We start from the raw sequence: 16,000 nt of genomic DNA on the forward strand, positions 1-16,000 counted from the left end.
AATGGATGGAGGGGCTCAGCCGAGGCCGCCGGCCGAGAAGGCGGTCGGCAACACCTGCGGCCGCTCCGGCCGGGTCTCGATGCTCACGTGCCGGCCGAGTCGCGACGAGGTCTCGAACGCCTCCATCACTTCGAGGACATGAAGGGCCAGTTCGCCGGATGCGCGGTGCGGACGGTCGGCGCGAATGGCGTGTGCCATGTCGGCGACGCCGATGCTTCGGTAGTTGCCGTCGCCGTACGCATGTCCGAGGGGCTGGTCTACCCACTCCTGCCCGGCCTGCGCGAGCTGGATGGTGCCGCCGAAGTGGTTCGGATCGGGCACGATCATGCTGGCCTCGGTGCCGTAAAGCTCGATGGGCACATGCCGGTGCTTCGGCACATCGAAGCTGGTCGCGATCGACACGATGGCGCCCGAGGCGAACTCCATCGTGCCGGCCACATGGGTGGCCACTTCGACGTCGATCTTCGTGCCCTTGAGCGGTTCGCTGGTGATGACGCGCTCGCTGCGCACGCGCGAGGTCGACCCGGAAACGCGCGCGACAGGTCCGATGAGGTTGACCAGCGCCGTGATGTAGTACGGCCCCATGTCGAGCATCGGCCCGCCGCCCTTGGCGTAGTAGAAGGCGGGGTTCGGATGCCAGCGCTCGTGGCCAGGACACATGAAGGTCGCCGTGCCGGCCACCGGCTTGCCGATGGCGCCTTCGTCGACGAGCTTGCGGCAGGTCTGGTGCGCGCCACCCAGGAAGGTGTCGGGCGCACAGCCGACGCGAAGGCCCCGCTTGTCGGCGGCTTCGAGCAGGGTCCGGGCGTGCGAAGTCGTGAGACCCAGGGGCTTCTCGGAATGAACATGCTTGCCGGCCGCGATCGCCATGAGGCCGACCTCGACGTGCGCCGCCGGGATCGTGAGGTTGACGATGATCTCGACCGCCGGGTCGCGCAGGAGCGCATCGACCGAGAGCGCCTTGAGCCCGAACTGCGAGGCACGTGCCTCTGCCACCTCCGGCTTCAGGTCCGCGACGCCCCGGATGTCGAGGATCGGGAACTTCGTCGCCGCCTTCAGGTAGGCCTCGCTGATGTTCCCGCAGCCGATGAAGCCGATGCCGACCTTGTCCATCAGCGGTCCTGCACCGGGAAGGCGGCGTACTTCTTCACGATGCCGGCAAGGTCGTTGTTCACCTTGCACTGCTTCAGCGAGAACGACGAGAGGACGCGATCGATCTGCGATTCGGACATGTCCTTGAACAGGCGGGCGTAGGTCTGCTGCATCAGCGCGCTGGTGTAGAAGCAGAGCACCGCCGAGCTGAAGCACTTGCGGTTGTAGTTCCGGGTGATCTCGTCATCGCCGATGACGTCGTAGATGTGCTGTGCGAGCTTTCCGGTTTCTTCCTTGACCGGCGTCTGGGGCATCCACACCATCCAGTCGTCGGCTCCGAGCTGTTCCTTCTTCCGGATGAAGTCGCCGACCCGCTGCCGGTACTCCGACTCGGGGTCGAGGGTCACGAGGCCCATCACGCCGACGTCCTTGTAGGTCCAGGTGGTCCAGTGCGCGCCATGGCGCTCGAAGATGCCGATCTGGTCGTCCATCGCACGCAGGCGGTCGGGCACCTCTGCGTCGCCGCCGTTGTAGACCGATCCGAACTCGCCGACCCACAGGGGAACATCGTGCTTCTTCGTGAACACGGTGCCTTCGTGGTTGGTGAACTCCAGCTCCTGCCTTGCCAGGTCCCAGTGCTCGGGGCCGTCGCTTCGGGGCTGTCCCGCATCGATCGTGCCGGGATATGTGCCCGGGCCGAAGCCGGCGATGGTGTAGTTGTGGCTGCTGTAGACGAGGTTGTCCGCGAACGGCGCTTCCAGGCCACTGAACAGGTAGGAGTACCGGTCCCCTTCGAGAAAGATGATGTGCCGGGAATCGATCTCCCTGACCGCGCCGACAGCCTTTCGGTAGACGGCATTCATCAGTTCCCAGTCCGGCCGATAGTTCCTGTGGATGTTCCAGGGCAGGTCGCCGAACTGGTTGTTCACGCAGGGCTCGTTCATCAGGTTGAAACCCGCGACGACGGCCTCGTCCTTGTAGCGCCTCGCGATCTCCTCCCACAGCGCGATGAACCGGTCCTGGTAGTGCGTGTGGTTCCAGAACAGGCTGTGCCGGTTGGCATTGTCCGAATGCCAATGCACGTTCTGCCATCCCTGCACGGCGTGCAGGTCGAGGATGGCGTAGAGGCCGTGCTTCTCGCACCACCGGAGCACCTGCGTCAGCCGCTGGAAGCCGGCCTCCTTGTAGACGAAGGGCTTGCTGTCGTCCTCGAAGTGCCGGAAGTTCAGCGGGAGCCTCACCACCGTGGTGCCGAGGCTCTTGAGGTATTCGATGTCGGACTCGTTGAAGAAGTGATCGTGGAACCGCTCGAAGAAGAACTCGGCCTTCGACTTGCCCAGGACCTCGGCCATCTCGAAGCGCAGCGTGTGCTCTGCGCCGGAGAACCCATTGATGAAGTCCTCCATGTTCATCCACCCGCCGACGCAGGTGCCCCGCAGGCGCACGCTCTTGCCTTGGGCGTCGACGATCTGGTTGGCCTTCACGCTCAGAAAATCCATGGATGCTGCTCCTGTTGATTCAGTTGATTCGTTGCTCGGTCGCCGCATCGAACAGATGCGCGTGTTCGCTCTCGGCGGCAATGTGGATGATTTCGCCGGGCCCGGCGGTGATGCGCTCGCGGAACACTGCGCAGATCGCCTGTCCACCGATCTGCGCCATCACCTGCGTCTCGGAGCCGGTCGGCTCGACCACCTCCACCGTGATCGGGAATCCCGCGTCGTCGAGCACGAAGTGCTCGGGCCGGATGCCATAGACCGCCGGCAGTCCCGGCGCAGCCGCCGGTGCATTCCTGAAGGGCAGGGTGAGTCCGCCTGATCCGTCGACCACGAAGCCTTCCCGCTCGACCTTGCCCTTGAGCAGGTTCATCGCGGGGCTGCCGATGAAGCCGGCCACGAAGAGGTTGGCCGGACGGTCGTACAGGTCGAGTGGCGCGCCCACCTGCTCGACGACGCCGTCGTGCAGGACCACGATCTTGTCGGCCATCGTCATCGCCTCGACCTGGTCGTGCGTCACGTAGACGATGGTGGTGCCGAGGCGCTGGTGCAGCGCCTTGATCTCGGTGCGCATCTGCACCCGCAGCTTGGCGTCGAGGTTGGACAGCGGCTCGTCGAACAGGAACACCTTGGGGTCGCGAACGATCGCGCGGCCCATCGCGACGCGCTGGCGCTGGCCGCCCGAGAGCTCCTTCGGCAGGCGACCGAGCAGCGGTTCGAGACTGAGGATCTTCGCCGCGCGCGCGACCTTCGGGTCGATCTCGCTCTTCTTCGCGCCGCCCATCTTGAGCGAGAAGGCCATGTTCTGCTCGACCGTCATGTGCGGATAGAGCGCATAGCTCTGGAACACCATCGCGATGTCGCGTTCCTTTGGCTCCAGGTCGTTGACCACGCGCTCGCCGATGCGGATCTCGCCGCCCGAGATGTCCTCGAGCCCCGCGATCATCCGCAGCAGCGTGGACTTGCCGCAGCCGGACGGGCCGACGAGGATCACGAACTCGCCATCATCGATCTCGACATCGACGCCGCGAATGATGGGCACCGCGCCATAGTCCTTCTGGACTTTTCTGATACTCACCGAAGACATGATGGGTCCTTATCCTTTGACAGAGCCGGAGGTCAGCCCGGCGACGATGTGCTTCTGGGCGGCAAAGAACATGATCACGGCCGGAAGGATCGTGAGCGTGATGAATGCCAGCACCAGGTTCCAGTCGGTGGAGAACTCGCCCTGGTAGGCCATGATCCCGAGCGGCCACGTATAGAGCGTCTCGCGGTTGAAGACCACCAGCGGCAGCAGGTACGAGTTCCAGCTGTGCACGAAGACGATCACCGCCACCGTCGCGAGGATGGGGCGCGACAGCGGCAGCACGATGTGCCAGAAGAACCTGAAGTAGCCGCAGCCGTCGATGAGTGCCGCCTCGAACAGTTCCGCCGGCAGTTGCTTGAAGTAGTTGCGGAACAGCAGGATGCTCGACGCCAGGCCGAAGGCCACCTGGGGCAGGACGACGCCCCAGTAGTTGTCGAGCAGGCCCAGGTCCCGGATCTGGATGAAGAGCGGCAAGATCGCGGTCGCCGCGGGGAACATCAGGCCGAGAAGCAGGTAGTTGACGAGGAAGGTCGAGCCGAAGAACTGGATGTGCACGAACACGAAGGCCGCCATCGCCGAGACCATCACCGTCAGGATGACCGTCAGCACCGCGATCACGGCGGAGTTCCCCATCAGCTGCCAGTAGCGGCTTCCGCCGAGGATGTCCCAGTAGTTCCGCCACTCCCACTGCGCCGGCAGTCCGAAGGGATTGACCCGCAGGTCCCCGAGCGTCTTGAAGCCGCCCAGAACGGTGGCGACCAGCGGGATCAGCACCAGGCCGGCGACGAGGAACAGCGCCGCATAGCGAACGACCGGCGACATGGCCGCGGACTTCGGCGCGGATGAAACGTGACTAGTCATGGCGCATCAGGACCCGCTTGTAGCCAAAGGCAAAGACCACGCAGATGATGAAGAGCACGACGCCGACGGCACTCCCGAATCCGATCTCCATGCGCGTGACGCCGTAGTTGTAGAGGAAGGTCACCATGGTCTGCGTGCTGTCGGATGGACCGCCCTTGGTCAGCGGCATGATGAGGTCGAAGAGCTGGATCGATCCGAGGATCGCGAAGAACACCGACAGCCGGATCGTCGAGCCGAGCAACGGAACCGTGATGCGGCTGAAGATCTGCCAGCGCGACGCGCCGTCGATGCGTGCGGCTTCGTACAAGCTGCGATCGATCTGCTGCAAGCCCGCGATGTACAGGATCATGTGGAAGCCGAAGTACTTCCAGATCACGACGACCAGGATGGCGTACATGGCGAGCTCGGGTTCGGACAGCACGTAGGGCGCCGTCGCTCCGAACCATTCCCAGATCTTGGCCAGCAGGCCGTAGTCGCCGTCGTAGACGAAGCGCCAGATCAGGCCGGCCGCGATCTCCGCCAGGATGTACGGCAGGAAGAAGATCAGCCTGAAGGTGGTCGTGCCGATGACCCGGTCGGCCAGCAGCACCGCCATCGCCAGAGCCAATGGCAACTGCACCGCCAGCGACCCCACGATGATCAGCAGGTTGTTGCCGAGGGCGATGCGGAACGCGGGATTGCGGAAGAGGTCCACGAAGTTCCGCAGGCCGACGAAATTCGTGGGAACGCCATAGCCGTTCCAGTTGAAGAAGCTGTACCAGCCGGCCGCGCCCATCGGAAAGGCAACGAACAAGGTGAACAGCAGAATGGCCGGCGGAAGAAAGAACAGCACCACTGTCGTCGTCCCGCCGGTCCGCCTGGATGGCTTGCGGCGCCAGGCCCGCGACCACCCCGTCGGGGTGGCGGGCATGGCGCCTGCACTGTGATCGATCGTCGTCACGCTTGAGTCCTCCCTGCAGCTGTGCCGTGGTGGCGCGATCGCTCAGTTGGTGCTGTTGACGCGCTGCCAGGCAGCCTGCACGGCAGCCGCGGCATCCGCCGGCTTCATCTTCCCCGTGGCGAGATCGACCGAAATGTCGTTGACGACCGCACCGACCGATGGGCCGAGCATCTGGTCGTAATAGATCTGGTGGTAGTGCGACTTCGCGACGTTCTCCGCCAACTGGCGAAGGATGGGGTTGGCGATCGCGTCCTGCGTCCCGTTGACGACGGGGATGTAGGAGCCGCGTTGAGCCGGGATGCGCTGGTTGCTGGCCTCCGAGAAGAAGCGCAGGAATTCGGCAGCCTCTTTCGGCGAGCCCTTGGTCACCAGCCAGCCGTTCATGCCGCCGAGGGTGTCGCTCGGGTCACCCTTGCCGCCCGCCACGGCCGGGAAGGGGAACCATCCCAGCTTGTCTTCGGGAATGCCGAGCTTGTTCGCGGAGTTCGCCTTCATCGAGCCGAGCATCGAGTTCAGCTGAAGGACCATGGCGCCCTTGCCGTCGCCGAACTGCCCGGACGATTGGGGAAACGTGGCGCCGAGGTAGCCCGGCTGGAACGGCTTCAGGTCGGTGAGCTGCTGGAACAGCGTGCCCGCCTGGACGAAGGTGTCGCTCGCAAAGCCCTTGCCTTCGCCCTGCATGGCGGATTCGAACGCGCCCTTGCCGCCGATGCGCAGGGCCAGGTGCGACCAGTAGAAGTGCAGGGGCCACTTGTCCCCGCCGCCGACGATGATCGGCGTGGTTCCCGAATCCTTGATCTTCTTCACCGCACCGAGCAGGTCGTCCCAGGTCTTGATCGAGGCTGCATCGACGCCGGCCTTCGCGAAGAGGTCCTTGTTGTAGAAGAACCCGACCTGGCCCAACTGCAGCGGCACGCCGTAGACCTTGCCGTTGACCGTGAAGGCCTGCAGCGCGGCCGGCATGAAGCTTTCGCGCCACTTCGCGTCCATGGGTGCGGAGAGGTCCTCGACCACGCCGGCCTTGATCTGGTCGCGCATCGTTCCACCACCCCAGCTGTAGAGGATGTTGGGCTTGTCAGGCGACTGGAGGAGGGTGGTCAGCTTCTTCTTGTACGACTCGTTCTCGAGGTACTGGATCTCGACCTTGACGCCGGGGTGCGTCGATTCGAAACGGCGTGCAACGTCGTTGTAGAAGGCGCCGGTCTCGGGGTTCTGGTCCACGTGCATCAGGCGGACGGTCGTGTCGGCGGCCAGGGCGCCGGCGGAGGACAACCACATTGCCGCCGCGATCGCCGCGGAAGAAGCCAATCTGATGTTTCTCATCGTGTCTCCAATTTGTTTGATGGCCAAACAAATGTGCCATCAGGCCATGGCGAGGTCACTAGGGAATACGCTGACAGTGCCAAAATTCCCGGTTGGCGCTACGCTTGCATCTGTTTCCGTTGAGCCAACGAAGGCCTAGGATCACCATGTCCCATCTGAAAAATCGAAACGAGAGAGCATTGATTCGACCAGCAGTCGTAAAGCGCACGAGGGTGCCGAAGGAGGCGATTCCCTCGCCGGCGCCAGCTCCCGTGAAGGGGGATCAGGCGCTCGTCAAGAGCATCAATCGCATCGGCTTGCTCCGCCTGCTTCGCGAGCACGCCGGCATCTCGCGCGCCGGGCTGTCCGAGCGAAGCGGCCTGACGCGATCGACCGTGAGCCTGCTCATCAAGGAACTCATCGACGAAGGCTGGCTGGTCGAGGCGGACGCGTTCGTCACCGGCAGCGTCGGACGCCGTCCCACGCCGTTAAGGCTCGCCGGGAAGGAAATGGTCCTGCTCGGCGTCGATCTCGGGCCCGATGCCGTGCAGGTCGTCGCCACGTCGATCCACGGGGAAATTCTCGAGGCGACCCAGGCCGCCCTGCGATCGAAGGATCCGGACGAGGCATGCCATCAGCTCGTGGAGATGGCCACTGCGCTCTCCGCGAAGATGGCGCGCGGGGGCTTGCGCCTCCTGGGCATCGGCGTCGGCCTTCATGGCCCGGTCGACAAGCGCTCGGGCATGCTCGAATTCGCGCCGAACATCGGCTGGCGCCATGTCGAGATCGGCCGCCGGCTCGGTGCGGAACTCGCACAGGCCGGGCTTGCAGACGTGCCCGTCTACTATCACAACGAGGCCGACCTGGCCGCGGTGGGCGAGACCGAGTTTTGCGAAAGACCGGTCGACGATCCGCTGGTCTATGTCAGCTGCGGCGTCGGCGTCGGCGCGGGCATCATCCTCAACCACGCGCTGTTCACGGGCGCCAGTGGTTCAGCAGGCGAGATCGGCCACACGACGCTCGTGATCGAAGGGCAGCCCTGTTCGTGCGGGCGCCTCGGGTGCGCAGAGGCCTACATCGGACTCAAGGCCATCGCAGCCGCGGCAGGCTGCTTCCAGGACGACGTGATCGACCGGCGTGCGCTGCGCGCGCGCATGAGCAGCCGCGATCCGGCGACCCGGGCCGCCTTCGCCAAGGCGGGCTCCTATCTTGGCGTGCTGCTCCAGAACGCCTGGACGACCTTCAACCCGCAAGTGATCGTGCTGGGCGGAGAGACGGTCACCCTCGGGGGCGATACGCTGCTCGATGCCGCCACCGAGGTCCTATCCCGCTACGCGCAAAGGGCTGGCCTGACGGCCCCCGTGGTGAAGACGGCGCGTTACTCCGACCTCGCGACCGCCGTCGGCGGCGCCGCATACGCCTTGCACGCGATGCTCAATCCGCACCAGCCGGCGCTTCATTCGCAGTACGTGCCGACGAGTTAGTTCGACGCTCGCATTAATTGGATCGGCCGCTCGCATGCGGCAGATACCGCACCGACAGCACCCCTTCGATCGCTCCGATGTCATCCAGGACCGTTCCGGTGACCGCGCTGTCGACATCCACCAGCGTATAGGCCATGTCCCCGCGCGACTTGTTCACCATGTTGTGGATGTTCAGTCCGGCCTGCGCCATCGCGGTGGAGATCTGCCCGAGCATGTTGGGCACGTTGGCATTCGCGATCGCGACCCGGTAGGCCGACTCGCGCGCCATCGTGACGCCGGGGAAGTTCACCGCGTTCACGATGTTGCCGTTCTCCAGGAAGTCGCTGAGCTGGTCGGCCACCATCACCGCGCAGTTCTCCTCGGCCTCGCGGGTGCAGGCGCCGAGGTGCGGCAGGCAGATCACGCGCGCGTGGCGATGCAGCTGCGCGTTCGGAAAATCGCACACGTAGTGCCCGAGGTGCCCGGACGACAGCGCGGCCAGCACCGCCGCGTTGTCCACCACGCCGTCGCGTGAGAAGTTCAGCAGAACGGTGCCGGGGCGCATCAGGCCGATGTTGTCGGCCTTGACGAGGTGGCGCGTGGCCTGCACCAGCGGCACGTGCAGGGTCACGAAGTGCGCGCTGCGCAGCACCTCGGCGACGCTTGCGGCCTTCTTCACCTGCGAGGGCAGGCTCCATGCCGCGTCGACCGTGATCTCGGGGTCGTAGCCGAGCACGTTCATGCCGAGCTTGATGGCCGCGTCGGCCACGAGGCAGCCGACCTTGCCGAGCCCGACCACGCCGAGCGTCTGGCCCGCGAGCTCGAAGCCGGCGAAGGCGCTCTTGCCGCTTTCCACCGTCTTGTCGAGATCGGCATGCGCGGTGTCGAGTTCGTCGACGAAGCGCAATGCGCCCGAGAGCTGGCGCGCGGCCATCAGCATGCCGGCGATCACCAGTTCCTTGACCGCATTCGCATTCGCGCCCGGCGCATTGAACACCGGCACGCCGCGCGCACTCATTGCTTCGACCGGGATGTTGTTGGTGCCGGCGCCGGCACGGGCGATGGCGCGCACGCTGGCGGGAATCTCCATCTTGTGCATGTCCGCCGAGCGCACCAGCACCGCGTCGGGCAGGGCGATGTCGGGGCCGGCGATGTAGTGTTCGGCCGGCAACCGGGCCAGGCCCTTGGGCGAAATCTGGTTGAGCACCAGGATCTTGAGGCGCTCAGCCATGGCTCGCCTCGAACTCCTTCATGTAGGCCACCAGCGCCTGCACGCCTTCGATGGGCATCGCGTTGTAGATCGACGCGCGCATGCCGCCGACCGAGCGATGGCCCTTGAGCTGCAGCATGCCGCGCGCGTCCGCACCCTTGAGGAAGGCGTCGTCCAGCGACTCGTCGCGCAGCTTGAAGGGCACGTTCATCAGCGAGCGGTCCTCGCGCGCCACCGGGTTGTAGAAGAAGGAGGTGGTTTCCAGATGGTCGTAGAGCACCGCGGCCTTGCGGCGGTTGTTGGCCTCGATCGCCGCCAGGCCGCCCTGCTGCGCGATCCAGTTGAACACCAGTCCCGCGATATAGATCGCGTAGGTGGGCGGCGTGTTGAACATCGAATCGTTGTCGGCCTGGATCTTGTAGTCGAAGGCCGAGGGCGTGATCGGCAGTGCCTGCCCGATGAGGTCGTCGCGCACGATCACCACCGTCACGCCGGCCGGCCCAATGTTCTTCTGCGCGCCGCCGTAGATGAGGCCGTAGCGGCTCACGTCGACCGGCCTGGACATGAAGTTGCTCGACATGTCGGCCACCAGCGGCACGTCGCCGGTGTCGGGCGTCCAGTGGTATTCGACGCCGCCGATGGTTTCGTTCGAGCAGATGTGCACGTAGGCGGCCCGGGGGTCGAGCTTCCAGCTCTCCTGCTTCGGCACGCTGGTGTAGCCGTCCTTCTCGCTGCTGGCGGCCACGTTGACCTTGCCGTACTTCTTCGCTTCCTTGATCGACTTCTTCGACCATTCGCCGGTGTCGATGTAGTCGGCGCTCTCCCGTCCGCGCAGCATGTTCATCGGCACGATCGCGTTCTCGGCGATCGCGCCGCCTTGCAGGAAGAGCACCTTGTAGTTCTTCGGCACCGCGAGCAGCTCGCGCAGCCGCCGCTCGGCTTCGGCGTGGATGGAGATGAACTCCTTGCCCCGATGGCTCATCTCCATCACCGACATGCCGCTGCCGCGCCAGTCGAGCATCTCGTCGGCGGCTTGGCGCAACACCGATTCGGGCAGCGTGGCAGGGCCGGCGCTGAAGTTGAAGACACGGGTCATCGTGAAAATCTCCACTGGGTGCGGGCGTGCACCCTAGCGCATCGGTGGAAGTCCCACAAGTGGCCTTTGGTGCCGGTTGTTGCGCATTCGCCGGCGGGCACACACCGTTTCGCCAAGGTGCACTAAGCTGATTCACGGTGGCGCGCCGCGGGAACGGCGCGACGGGAACAGGCCTTGCATCAAGGAGGCGGCATGAGGGAATCCGTTCGGGTCGGGGAAAAGCGCGCCGTCGCCATCGCTGCGGCCATGGTCGCGTGCTCGTTGAATGCGTGGGGCGACGCGATCGTCCAGGGCGGCAACACGACGGTCAACCTCGACAGCCTGCCCAGCACGGGTCAGGCCAATGCGATCACCGTGCCGACCGGCGTTACCGTGAACGTGTCGAGCGGGCAGGCGCTGTATGGGCAGAACAAGACGTTCCAGGTCTTCAATCTGGGGGTTCTTGCGAGCAGCGATCCGAACAACTTCGTCGTGCACCTGCAGAACGGGAACCAGGTGACCAACACCGGCCGCATCCAGGGCAACGGCGGGGGCGTCACGATGGTCAATGCCTCGGGATCGCTGAGCAACAGCGGCTCGATCATCGCGACCACGGGGCCGGGCGTGATGTTCCGCGCGGGCGGCACCGTCAACAACGAGGCGGGCGGCACGATTTCCGGCGGGACGTACGGCATCTACCTGCTGAACGCCAACGAGAGCGCGACCAACAGCGGGACGATCATGGCCACCAATGGGGTGGCGGTGAGGCTCGAAGGCGGCAATCTCGGCTTCCAGAACAACGCGGGCGCGAAGGTCGGCGGCACCACCTATGGCGTGCAGTTCGTCAACGGCTCGCAGTCGATGACCAACAGCGGCACGGTGAGCGCGTCGGCCGGCATCGGCGTCGACTTCAGCGCGGGCGGCACGCTGGTCAACAACGCGGGCGCCTCGATCAGCGGCGCGCAAATCGGCGTGCACACCCGCAATGGCAGCGCCGACATCACCACCGCGGGCACGATCAGCGGCGGCACCTACTCGGTCCAGTTCGAGACCGGCAACGGCAAGCTGACGATGCAGACGGGCGCCTTGCTCAACGGCCCCGCGCACGGCGGCGGCACCAGCCGCGTGGTGTTCCAGGGGGAGGGCACCGCGCGGAACGACTTCCTGAGCTTCGGCGCACTCGACATGACCGGCGACCGCTGGACGCTGCTCGGCCGGACCGAAGCCAAGACCAGCACCGTGCAGAACGGCCTGCTCGCGATCGGCGAACCGGGCTCGCCCGGCGCGAGGCTGGTGGCCGACACGATCACGGTGAACCAGGGCGCAGCACTCGCGGCCTACGACAGCGTCCTGAGCGGAAAGCTCACGAACAACGGCCTCGTGTACATCGGCGCCGGGCTGGCCTATCCGGGTGCGACGCAAGCGTCGACGGTGCTGCTGGATGGGTCGATGACCAACACGCGGGTGCTGGCGCTCAGCGGCGGCGCCCCGTGGGGCAACACCTTTCGCATCACGGGCAACTACCAGGGCACCGGGGTCTCCACGCTGTTCCTGGGCACCCTGCTCGACGACGACTACCTCGGGCCGATCAACAAGCAACTGACCGACCGGCTGCTCGTGGGCGGCGGCGCGAGCGGGCATACCTACGTCAACGTCGTGACGCGCATCGACTCGCTCTCGGCGATCCAGGCGGCGATCGCTGCGGCCGCGAGCCGGACGCAGGTTTCGCGCACGAGGGTCCTGGCCGACGGGCAGCCCGTCGGGCCGGACGTGGTGTCGCCGGACTCCGGCGTGTCGATCATCCAGGTGGCCGGCAGCGCGACGGCGCAGACCTTCACGCTCGAACACGGCTACGTGACTGGCGGGACGCCGTACCAGTACCGCCTCTACGCCTTCGGGCCCGGTTCCGCCAACGGCGCTGCGTCCGCGGCGCAGAACCTGGTCGGCAACGCGGACAGCTACTGGGACTACCGGCTGACGCGGCCGATCGCTGAGGTGGTGCCGCCTCCACCACCTCCACCTCCACCGCCGCCGCCGCCGCCGCCTCCGCCCGGACCACCTCCGCCATCGCCTCCGCCTCCGCCTCCACCGGCGCCGCCTCCATCACCGGACGTCATACCGCCGGCACCCAAGCCCGACACCTCGGGAAACAGCCGCCCGCTGGTGGCGCCGCAGGTGCCCTCGTACCTCACGCTGCCCGGCGCGATGCTCAATGCAGGCCTGCAGGACATCGACAGCCTGCATCGCCGGCTCGGCGAAGTACGCGACACCGAGCGCATCGGGTCGACAGACGATCGCGAAGGCTTCGCCCGGGTCTACGGCAGCTCTTACGACTACCGGACCAACCTGGGATTCAGCGCGTTCGGCTTCGGGGCCAAGCAGGATTACGCCGCGCTGCAGGTCGGCGGCAGCGCCATCGTGCGCCGTGACGATGCCGGCACCTGGCGCGTGGGTGGGGCGCTCAGCCTCGGGCGCTCCCAACTCACACCCACCTCGCCGATCGACGGCAGCAGCCAGACCGACACCGACACGCGCAACCTCGCGGCCATCGCGACCTACCTCGACCGTCGCGGCTGGTACGCGGACTTCATCCTCTCCGGGGGGACCTTCGGCTCGACGTCGAAGACGACGGCCTACTACGGCGGCGAAGTCGCGAACTTCGACGGCCGTTCGCTGGCGGCTTCGGCCGAAGTGGGGTATCCGTTCGCGATCGGCTCGACCGGCTTCGAAATCGAGCCGCAGTTGCAATACGTCTGGCAGCAGGTGCGCTTCGACGACTTCTACGACCAGGACGAGATTCGGACCCGGATGGGCAACCAGAGCCAGAGCATCTGGCGCGTGGGCGCGCGGCTCACGCGGCCGATGGAGACCGGCAACGGAACGCGCCTGACGCCTTACCTGAAGGTGAACTACCTCTACGGCGCGAGCAACCCGGGATCGATCCATGTCGGCGGCACGACGTTCCAGCTCGGCAGCTTCGGCGACTCGTGGCAGGTCGGCGGCGGCGTCAGCGGCATGGTCAACAAGCGGCTCTCGCTGTTTGCCGACGTGACATGGCAGACGAACAGCGGCACCGCCGGGTGGCGCAACTGGGCCTTCAGCGGCGGGCTGCGGTACACGTTCGGCGGCAGCTAGGGCGCGCCGGCGAGCAACTGCTCGATGTCTGACGAGGCGTAGCCCAGTTCTGCCAGCAGGTCCCGGCTGTCGGCCGCCACCGGCCGCACTGCCCGGCAATCCGCCGCGGGAGTGCTGCTGAAGCGCGGCGCGGGCGCGGGCTGCGTGATGCCGTCCACCTGCGCGAAGGTGCGCCTCGCGCGGTTGTGCGGATGGGTCGGCGCTTCGTCCAGATCCAGCACCGGCGCGAAGCACACGTCGCTGCCTTCGAGCAGCGCGCACCAGTCGGCGCGCGTCCTGCTGCGGAACACCTGCGCGAGCCGTGCCTTGAGCTGCGGCCACTCCGCAGCATCCCACTGGGCATCGAAGGCCGGGTCGTCCAGGCCGCATTTCTCGCGCAGCAACGCGTAGAACTGCGGCTCCATCGCGCCGACGCTCACGTATTTGCCGTCGGCGCACGCGTAGGTCTCGTAGAAGTGCGCGCCCCCGTCGCCGTTGTTGGTGCCGGCCTCCGCATTCCACAGTCCCGCCGAGCGCCAGCCGTAGACCAGCGAAGCCAGCAGCGCCGAGCCGTCGCAGATCGCGGCATCGACCACCTGGCCTTCGCCGGTCCGCTGCGCATGCGCCAGCGCCGCCAGCACGCCGAACGCGAGCAGCATGCCGCCGCCGCCGAAGTCGCCGGTGAGCCCGGGTGTGAGCGTCGGCGGCTGCCCCTGCCGTGATGTCGAATGCAGGGCGCCGGACAGCGCGACGTAGTTGATGTCATGGCCGGCCGCCTGCGCGAGCGGTCCGTCCTGCCCCCAGCCGGTCACGCGGCCATACACCAGCGCCGGGCGGCGGCGCAGGCACTCCGCAGGGCCGAGTCCGAGCGACTCCATCACGCCGGGCCGGAAGCCCTCGATCAGTACGTCGGCCTTCGCGATGAGCCGCAGAGCGACTTCGCGGCCGGCATCGCGCTTCAGGTCGAGCGCGATCGACTCGCGCCCGCGCGAGAGCACGTCGCTGCGGCGCGCGGTGAGCGCCGCCATGCCGCCTCCTTTCGCGGGTGCCGGTGGCCGGTCGATGCGGATCACGCGAGCACCCTGGTCCGCCAGCATCATCCCGGCGAAGGGCGCGGGGCCGAGCCCCGCGAATTCGACGACCGTCAGATGGGCGAGCGGCCCCTTGCGTTCACCGGATGCCATCGCTCAGAGCGCGACGGTGCGCGCGAGTTTTTCGGGCGTGGCGTGCGAGGCGAGGAAGGCCTCGTTGAGCTCGACGCCGAAGCCCACGCCTTCGTTCGGATAGCACAAGCCGCCTTCGAAGCGCGGGATGTTCAGCGCGATATCGGTGCCGGGCTCGATGTTCCTGCTTTCCATGGTGCCGTGGATCATCAGGGGCCCGATCGATTCATTGAGACCCTGCGTCGCCCACTCGTTGCTGGTCCACAGGTGCGCGGACGGGCTGTGCTCCAGACCCGAGCCGATCATGCAGCCGCAATGCACCGGCAGGCCGGCGAGCCGCGCCATCGTGAGCCAGCGTTGCGACTTCACGAGGCCGCCAGCCTTCTGCAGCTTGAGGAACAGCCCGTCGGCCGCGCGGCGGTCCACGATCTCCTTGAGGTGATGGAGTTCCTGCGCGGACTCGTCGGCGTAGATCGGCGTCTTCACCTGCCCGCGCAGCCGGGCCATGCCTTCGATGTCCCAGTGCGGCAGCGGCTGCTCGATCAGGTCCAGCCCGCAGGGGTCGAGCTTGCGGATGATGTGCAGCGCTTTCTCGTAGTTCCAGAACCCGTTCGCATCGATCGTGAGATAGGCGTCGGGCCCGACGGTGTCGCGCACCGCATGCACCATCGCGATGTCGTCGGCCATCGTGCCGTAGCCGATCTTCATCTTGAAGAGGGCGAAGCCGGTCTTCTTCGCGAGCGCGGCCTCGGCGGCGACATCGTCCGGCTTGCCGGCCGACAGCACCCAGCCCTGGCGGGCGGCCTCCAGGGTACGCCCGCCGAGCAACTCGTACACCGGCACCCCGAGCAGCTTGCCCTTGAGGTCGTGCAGCGCGAAGTCGACCGTGGCCTTGGCCTGGTTGTTGTCGCGCACCAGCAGGTCCATCTTCGCGACGATCTTCTCGATGTTGCGCGGGTCCTCCCCCAGCAGGATGCGCGGCGCGATCACGTTGGCGATCATCGCGATGATCGATTCCTGCAGCTCGCCGCGATACCACGACGACGTGTCGCCCGAATCGGAGATGCCGACCGTGCCGTCGTCGGTCGTGAGCTTGAGCACCACGCTGTCGATCGAGGTGATCCGCGTGTTGGGCATGATGACGGGCTTCTTCAGGGGCGTGGATACCGGAAGGCACTCCACCTTGACGATCTTGGACAT

Annotated in this window: 12 protein-coding genes; 2 read left to right on the forward strand and 10 right to left on the reverse strand. The window is 66.3% G+C overall.

Going from position 1 to position 16,000, the window contains the following annotated elements; all coding sequences use genetic code 11:
- Positions 1 to 15 precede the first annotated feature (15 nt).
- From WKW77_RS23795 to WKW77_RS23820, 6 genes are read right to left on the reverse strand one after another with little or no spacing between them, the layout of a single operon-like run.
- Positions 16 to 1,113, reverse strand: a complete 1,098-nt coding sequence (locus tag WKW77_RS23795; RefSeq protein WP_340359356.1) for a Gfo/Idh/MocA family protein — start codon at positions 1,111 to 1,113, stop codon at positions 16 to 18.
- On the reverse strand, positions 1,113 to 2,591 hold the full coding sequence (locus WKW77_RS23800) for a glycoside hydrolase family 5 protein (RefSeq protein WP_340359357.1): 1,479 nt from the start codon (positions 2,589 to 2,591) through the stop codon (positions 1,113 to 1,115). Before WKW77_RS23800 ends, WKW77_RS23795 begins: the two co-directional genes overlap by 1 nt.
- A 19-nt stretch (positions 2,592 to 2,610) precedes the next feature.
- Positions 2,611 to 3,672: an ABC transporter ATP-binding protein gene (locus WKW77_RS23805; RefSeq protein WP_340359358.1), complete on the reverse strand. Its 1,062-nt coding sequence runs from the start codon at positions 3,670 to 3,672 to the stop codon at positions 2,611 to 2,613.
- 9 nt (positions 3,673 to 3,681) lie between these two features.
- Positions 3,682 to 4,494 carry a carbohydrate ABC transporter permease gene (locus tag WKW77_RS23810; protein ID WP_340359359.1) on the reverse strand — a complete coding sequence of 271 codons (813 nt, stop codon included), beginning with the start codon at positions 4,492 to 4,494 and terminating at the stop codon, positions 3,682 to 3,684.
- 31 nt (positions 4,495 to 4,525) lie between these two features.
- Entirely contained in the window at positions 4,526 to 5,473 is a 948-nt protein-coding gene (locus WKW77_RS23815; RefSeq protein ID WP_340359360.1) for a carbohydrate ABC transporter permease, read from the reverse strand.
- Positions 5,474 to 5,515: 42 nt separating this feature from the next.
- On the reverse strand, positions 5,516 to 6,796 hold the full coding sequence (locus tag WKW77_RS23820; RefSeq protein WP_340359361.1) for an ABC transporter substrate-binding protein: 1,281 nt from the start codon (positions 6,794 to 6,796) through the stop codon (positions 5,516 to 5,518).
- A 251-nt stretch (positions 6,797 to 7,047) separates the two neighbouring features.
- Between WKW77_RS23820 and WKW77_RS23825 the strand changes: the two genes are divergently transcribed.
- Complete coding sequence (locus tag WKW77_RS23825) at positions 7,048 to 8,259, forward strand: ROK family protein (RefSeq protein ID WP_340359362.1); 1,212 nt, start codon at positions 7,048 to 7,050, stop codon at positions 8,257 to 8,259.
- 13 nt (positions 8,260 to 8,272) lie between these two features.
- Here WKW77_RS23825 and WKW77_RS23830 read toward each other — a convergent pair whose 3' ends face one another.
- A complete protein-coding gene (locus WKW77_RS23830) occupies positions 8,273 to 9,469 on the reverse strand; it encodes a phosphoglycerate dehydrogenase (protein ID WP_340359363.1) in 1,197 nt (398 codons plus the stop codon).
- The gene (gene serC / locus WKW77_RS23835) at positions 9,462 to 10,544 is read right to left on the reverse strand and encodes a 3-phosphoserine/phosphohydroxythreonine transaminase (protein ID WP_340359364.1); all 1,083 of its coding nucleotides are present in this window, start codon (positions 10,542 to 10,544) and stop codon (positions 9,462 to 9,464) included. The genes WKW77_RS23830 and serC overlap by 8 nt, the downstream gene beginning before the upstream one ends.
- A 192-nt stretch (positions 10,545 to 10,736) precedes the next feature.
- On the opposite strand from serC, the gene WKW77_RS23840 reads away from it, so the two are divergent.
- Entirely contained in the window at positions 10,737 to 13,658 is a 2,922-nt protein-coding gene (locus WKW77_RS23840; RefSeq protein ID WP_340359365.1) for an autotransporter family protein, read from the forward strand.
- Here the strand turns inward: WKW77_RS23840 and WKW77_RS23845 are convergent.
- Positions 13,655 to 14,821 carry a CaiB/BaiF CoA transferase family protein gene (locus WKW77_RS23845; RefSeq protein ID WP_340359366.1) on the reverse strand — a complete coding sequence of 389 codons (1,167 nt, stop codon included), beginning with the start codon at positions 14,819 to 14,821 and terminating at the stop codon, positions 13,655 to 13,657. The two genes, WKW77_RS23840 and WKW77_RS23845, sit on opposite strands and share 4 nt — an antisense overlap.
- Before the next feature lie 3 nt (positions 14,822 to 14,824).
- Positions 14,825 to 16,000 carry a mandelate racemase/muconate lactonizing enzyme family protein gene (locus WKW77_RS23850; protein WP_340359367.1) on the reverse strand — a complete coding sequence of 392 codons (1,176 nt, stop codon included), beginning with the start codon at positions 15,998 to 16,000 and terminating at the stop codon, positions 14,825 to 14,827.

Origin of the sequence: Variovorax ureilyticus (genome assembly GCF_037889935.1) — a bacterium.
In the GTDB taxonomy this organism is placed as follows: domain Bacteria; phylum Pseudomonadota; class Gammaproteobacteria; order Burkholderiales; family Burkholderiaceae_C; genus Variovorax; species Variovorax ureilyticus.

What these genes read in the sequence shown, in the direction of transcription:
- WKW77_RS23795 (WP_340359356.1), bottom strand. Translation starts at nt 1,113, where the DNA reads ATGGACAAGGTCGGCATCGGCTTCATCGGCTGCGGGAACATCAGCGAG.
- WKW77_RS23800 (WP_340359357.1), bottom strand. Translation starts at nt 2,591, where the DNA reads ATGGATTTTCTGAGCGTGAAGGCCAACCAGATCGTCGACGCCCAAGGC.
- WKW77_RS23805 (WP_340359358.1), bottom strand. Translation starts at nt 3,672, where the DNA reads ATGTCTTCGGTGAGTATCAGAAAAGTCCAGAAGGACTATGGCGCGGTG.
- WKW77_RS23810 (WP_340359359.1), bottom strand. Translation starts at nt 4,494, where the DNA reads ATGTCGCCGGTCGTTCGCTATGCGGCGCTGTTCCTCGTCGCCGGCCTG.
- WKW77_RS23820 (WP_340359361.1), bottom strand. Translation starts at nt 6,796, where the DNA reads ATGAGAAACATCAGATTGGCTTCTTCCGCGGCGATCGCGGCGGCAATG.
- WKW77_RS23830 (WP_340359363.1), bottom strand. Translation starts at nt 9,469, where the DNA reads ATGGCTGAGCGCCTCAAGATCCTGGTGCTCAACCAGATTTCGCCCAAG.
- serC (WP_340359364.1), bottom strand. Translation starts at nt 10,544, where the DNA reads ATGACCCGTGTCTTCAACTTCAGCGCCGGCCCTGCCACGCTGCCCGAA.
- WKW77_RS23840 (WP_340359365.1), top strand. Translation starts at nt 10,737, where the DNA reads ATGAGGGAATCCGTTCGGGTCGGGGAAAAGCGCGCCGTCGCCATCGCT.
- WKW77_RS23845 (WP_340359366.1), bottom strand. Translation starts at nt 14,821, where the DNA reads ATGGCATCCGGTGAACGCAAGGGGCCGCTCGCCCATCTGACGGTCGTC.
- WKW77_RS23850 (WP_340359367.1), bottom strand. Translation starts at nt 16,000, where the DNA reads ATGTCCAAGATCGTCAAGGTGGAGTGCCTTCCGGTATCCACGCCCCTG.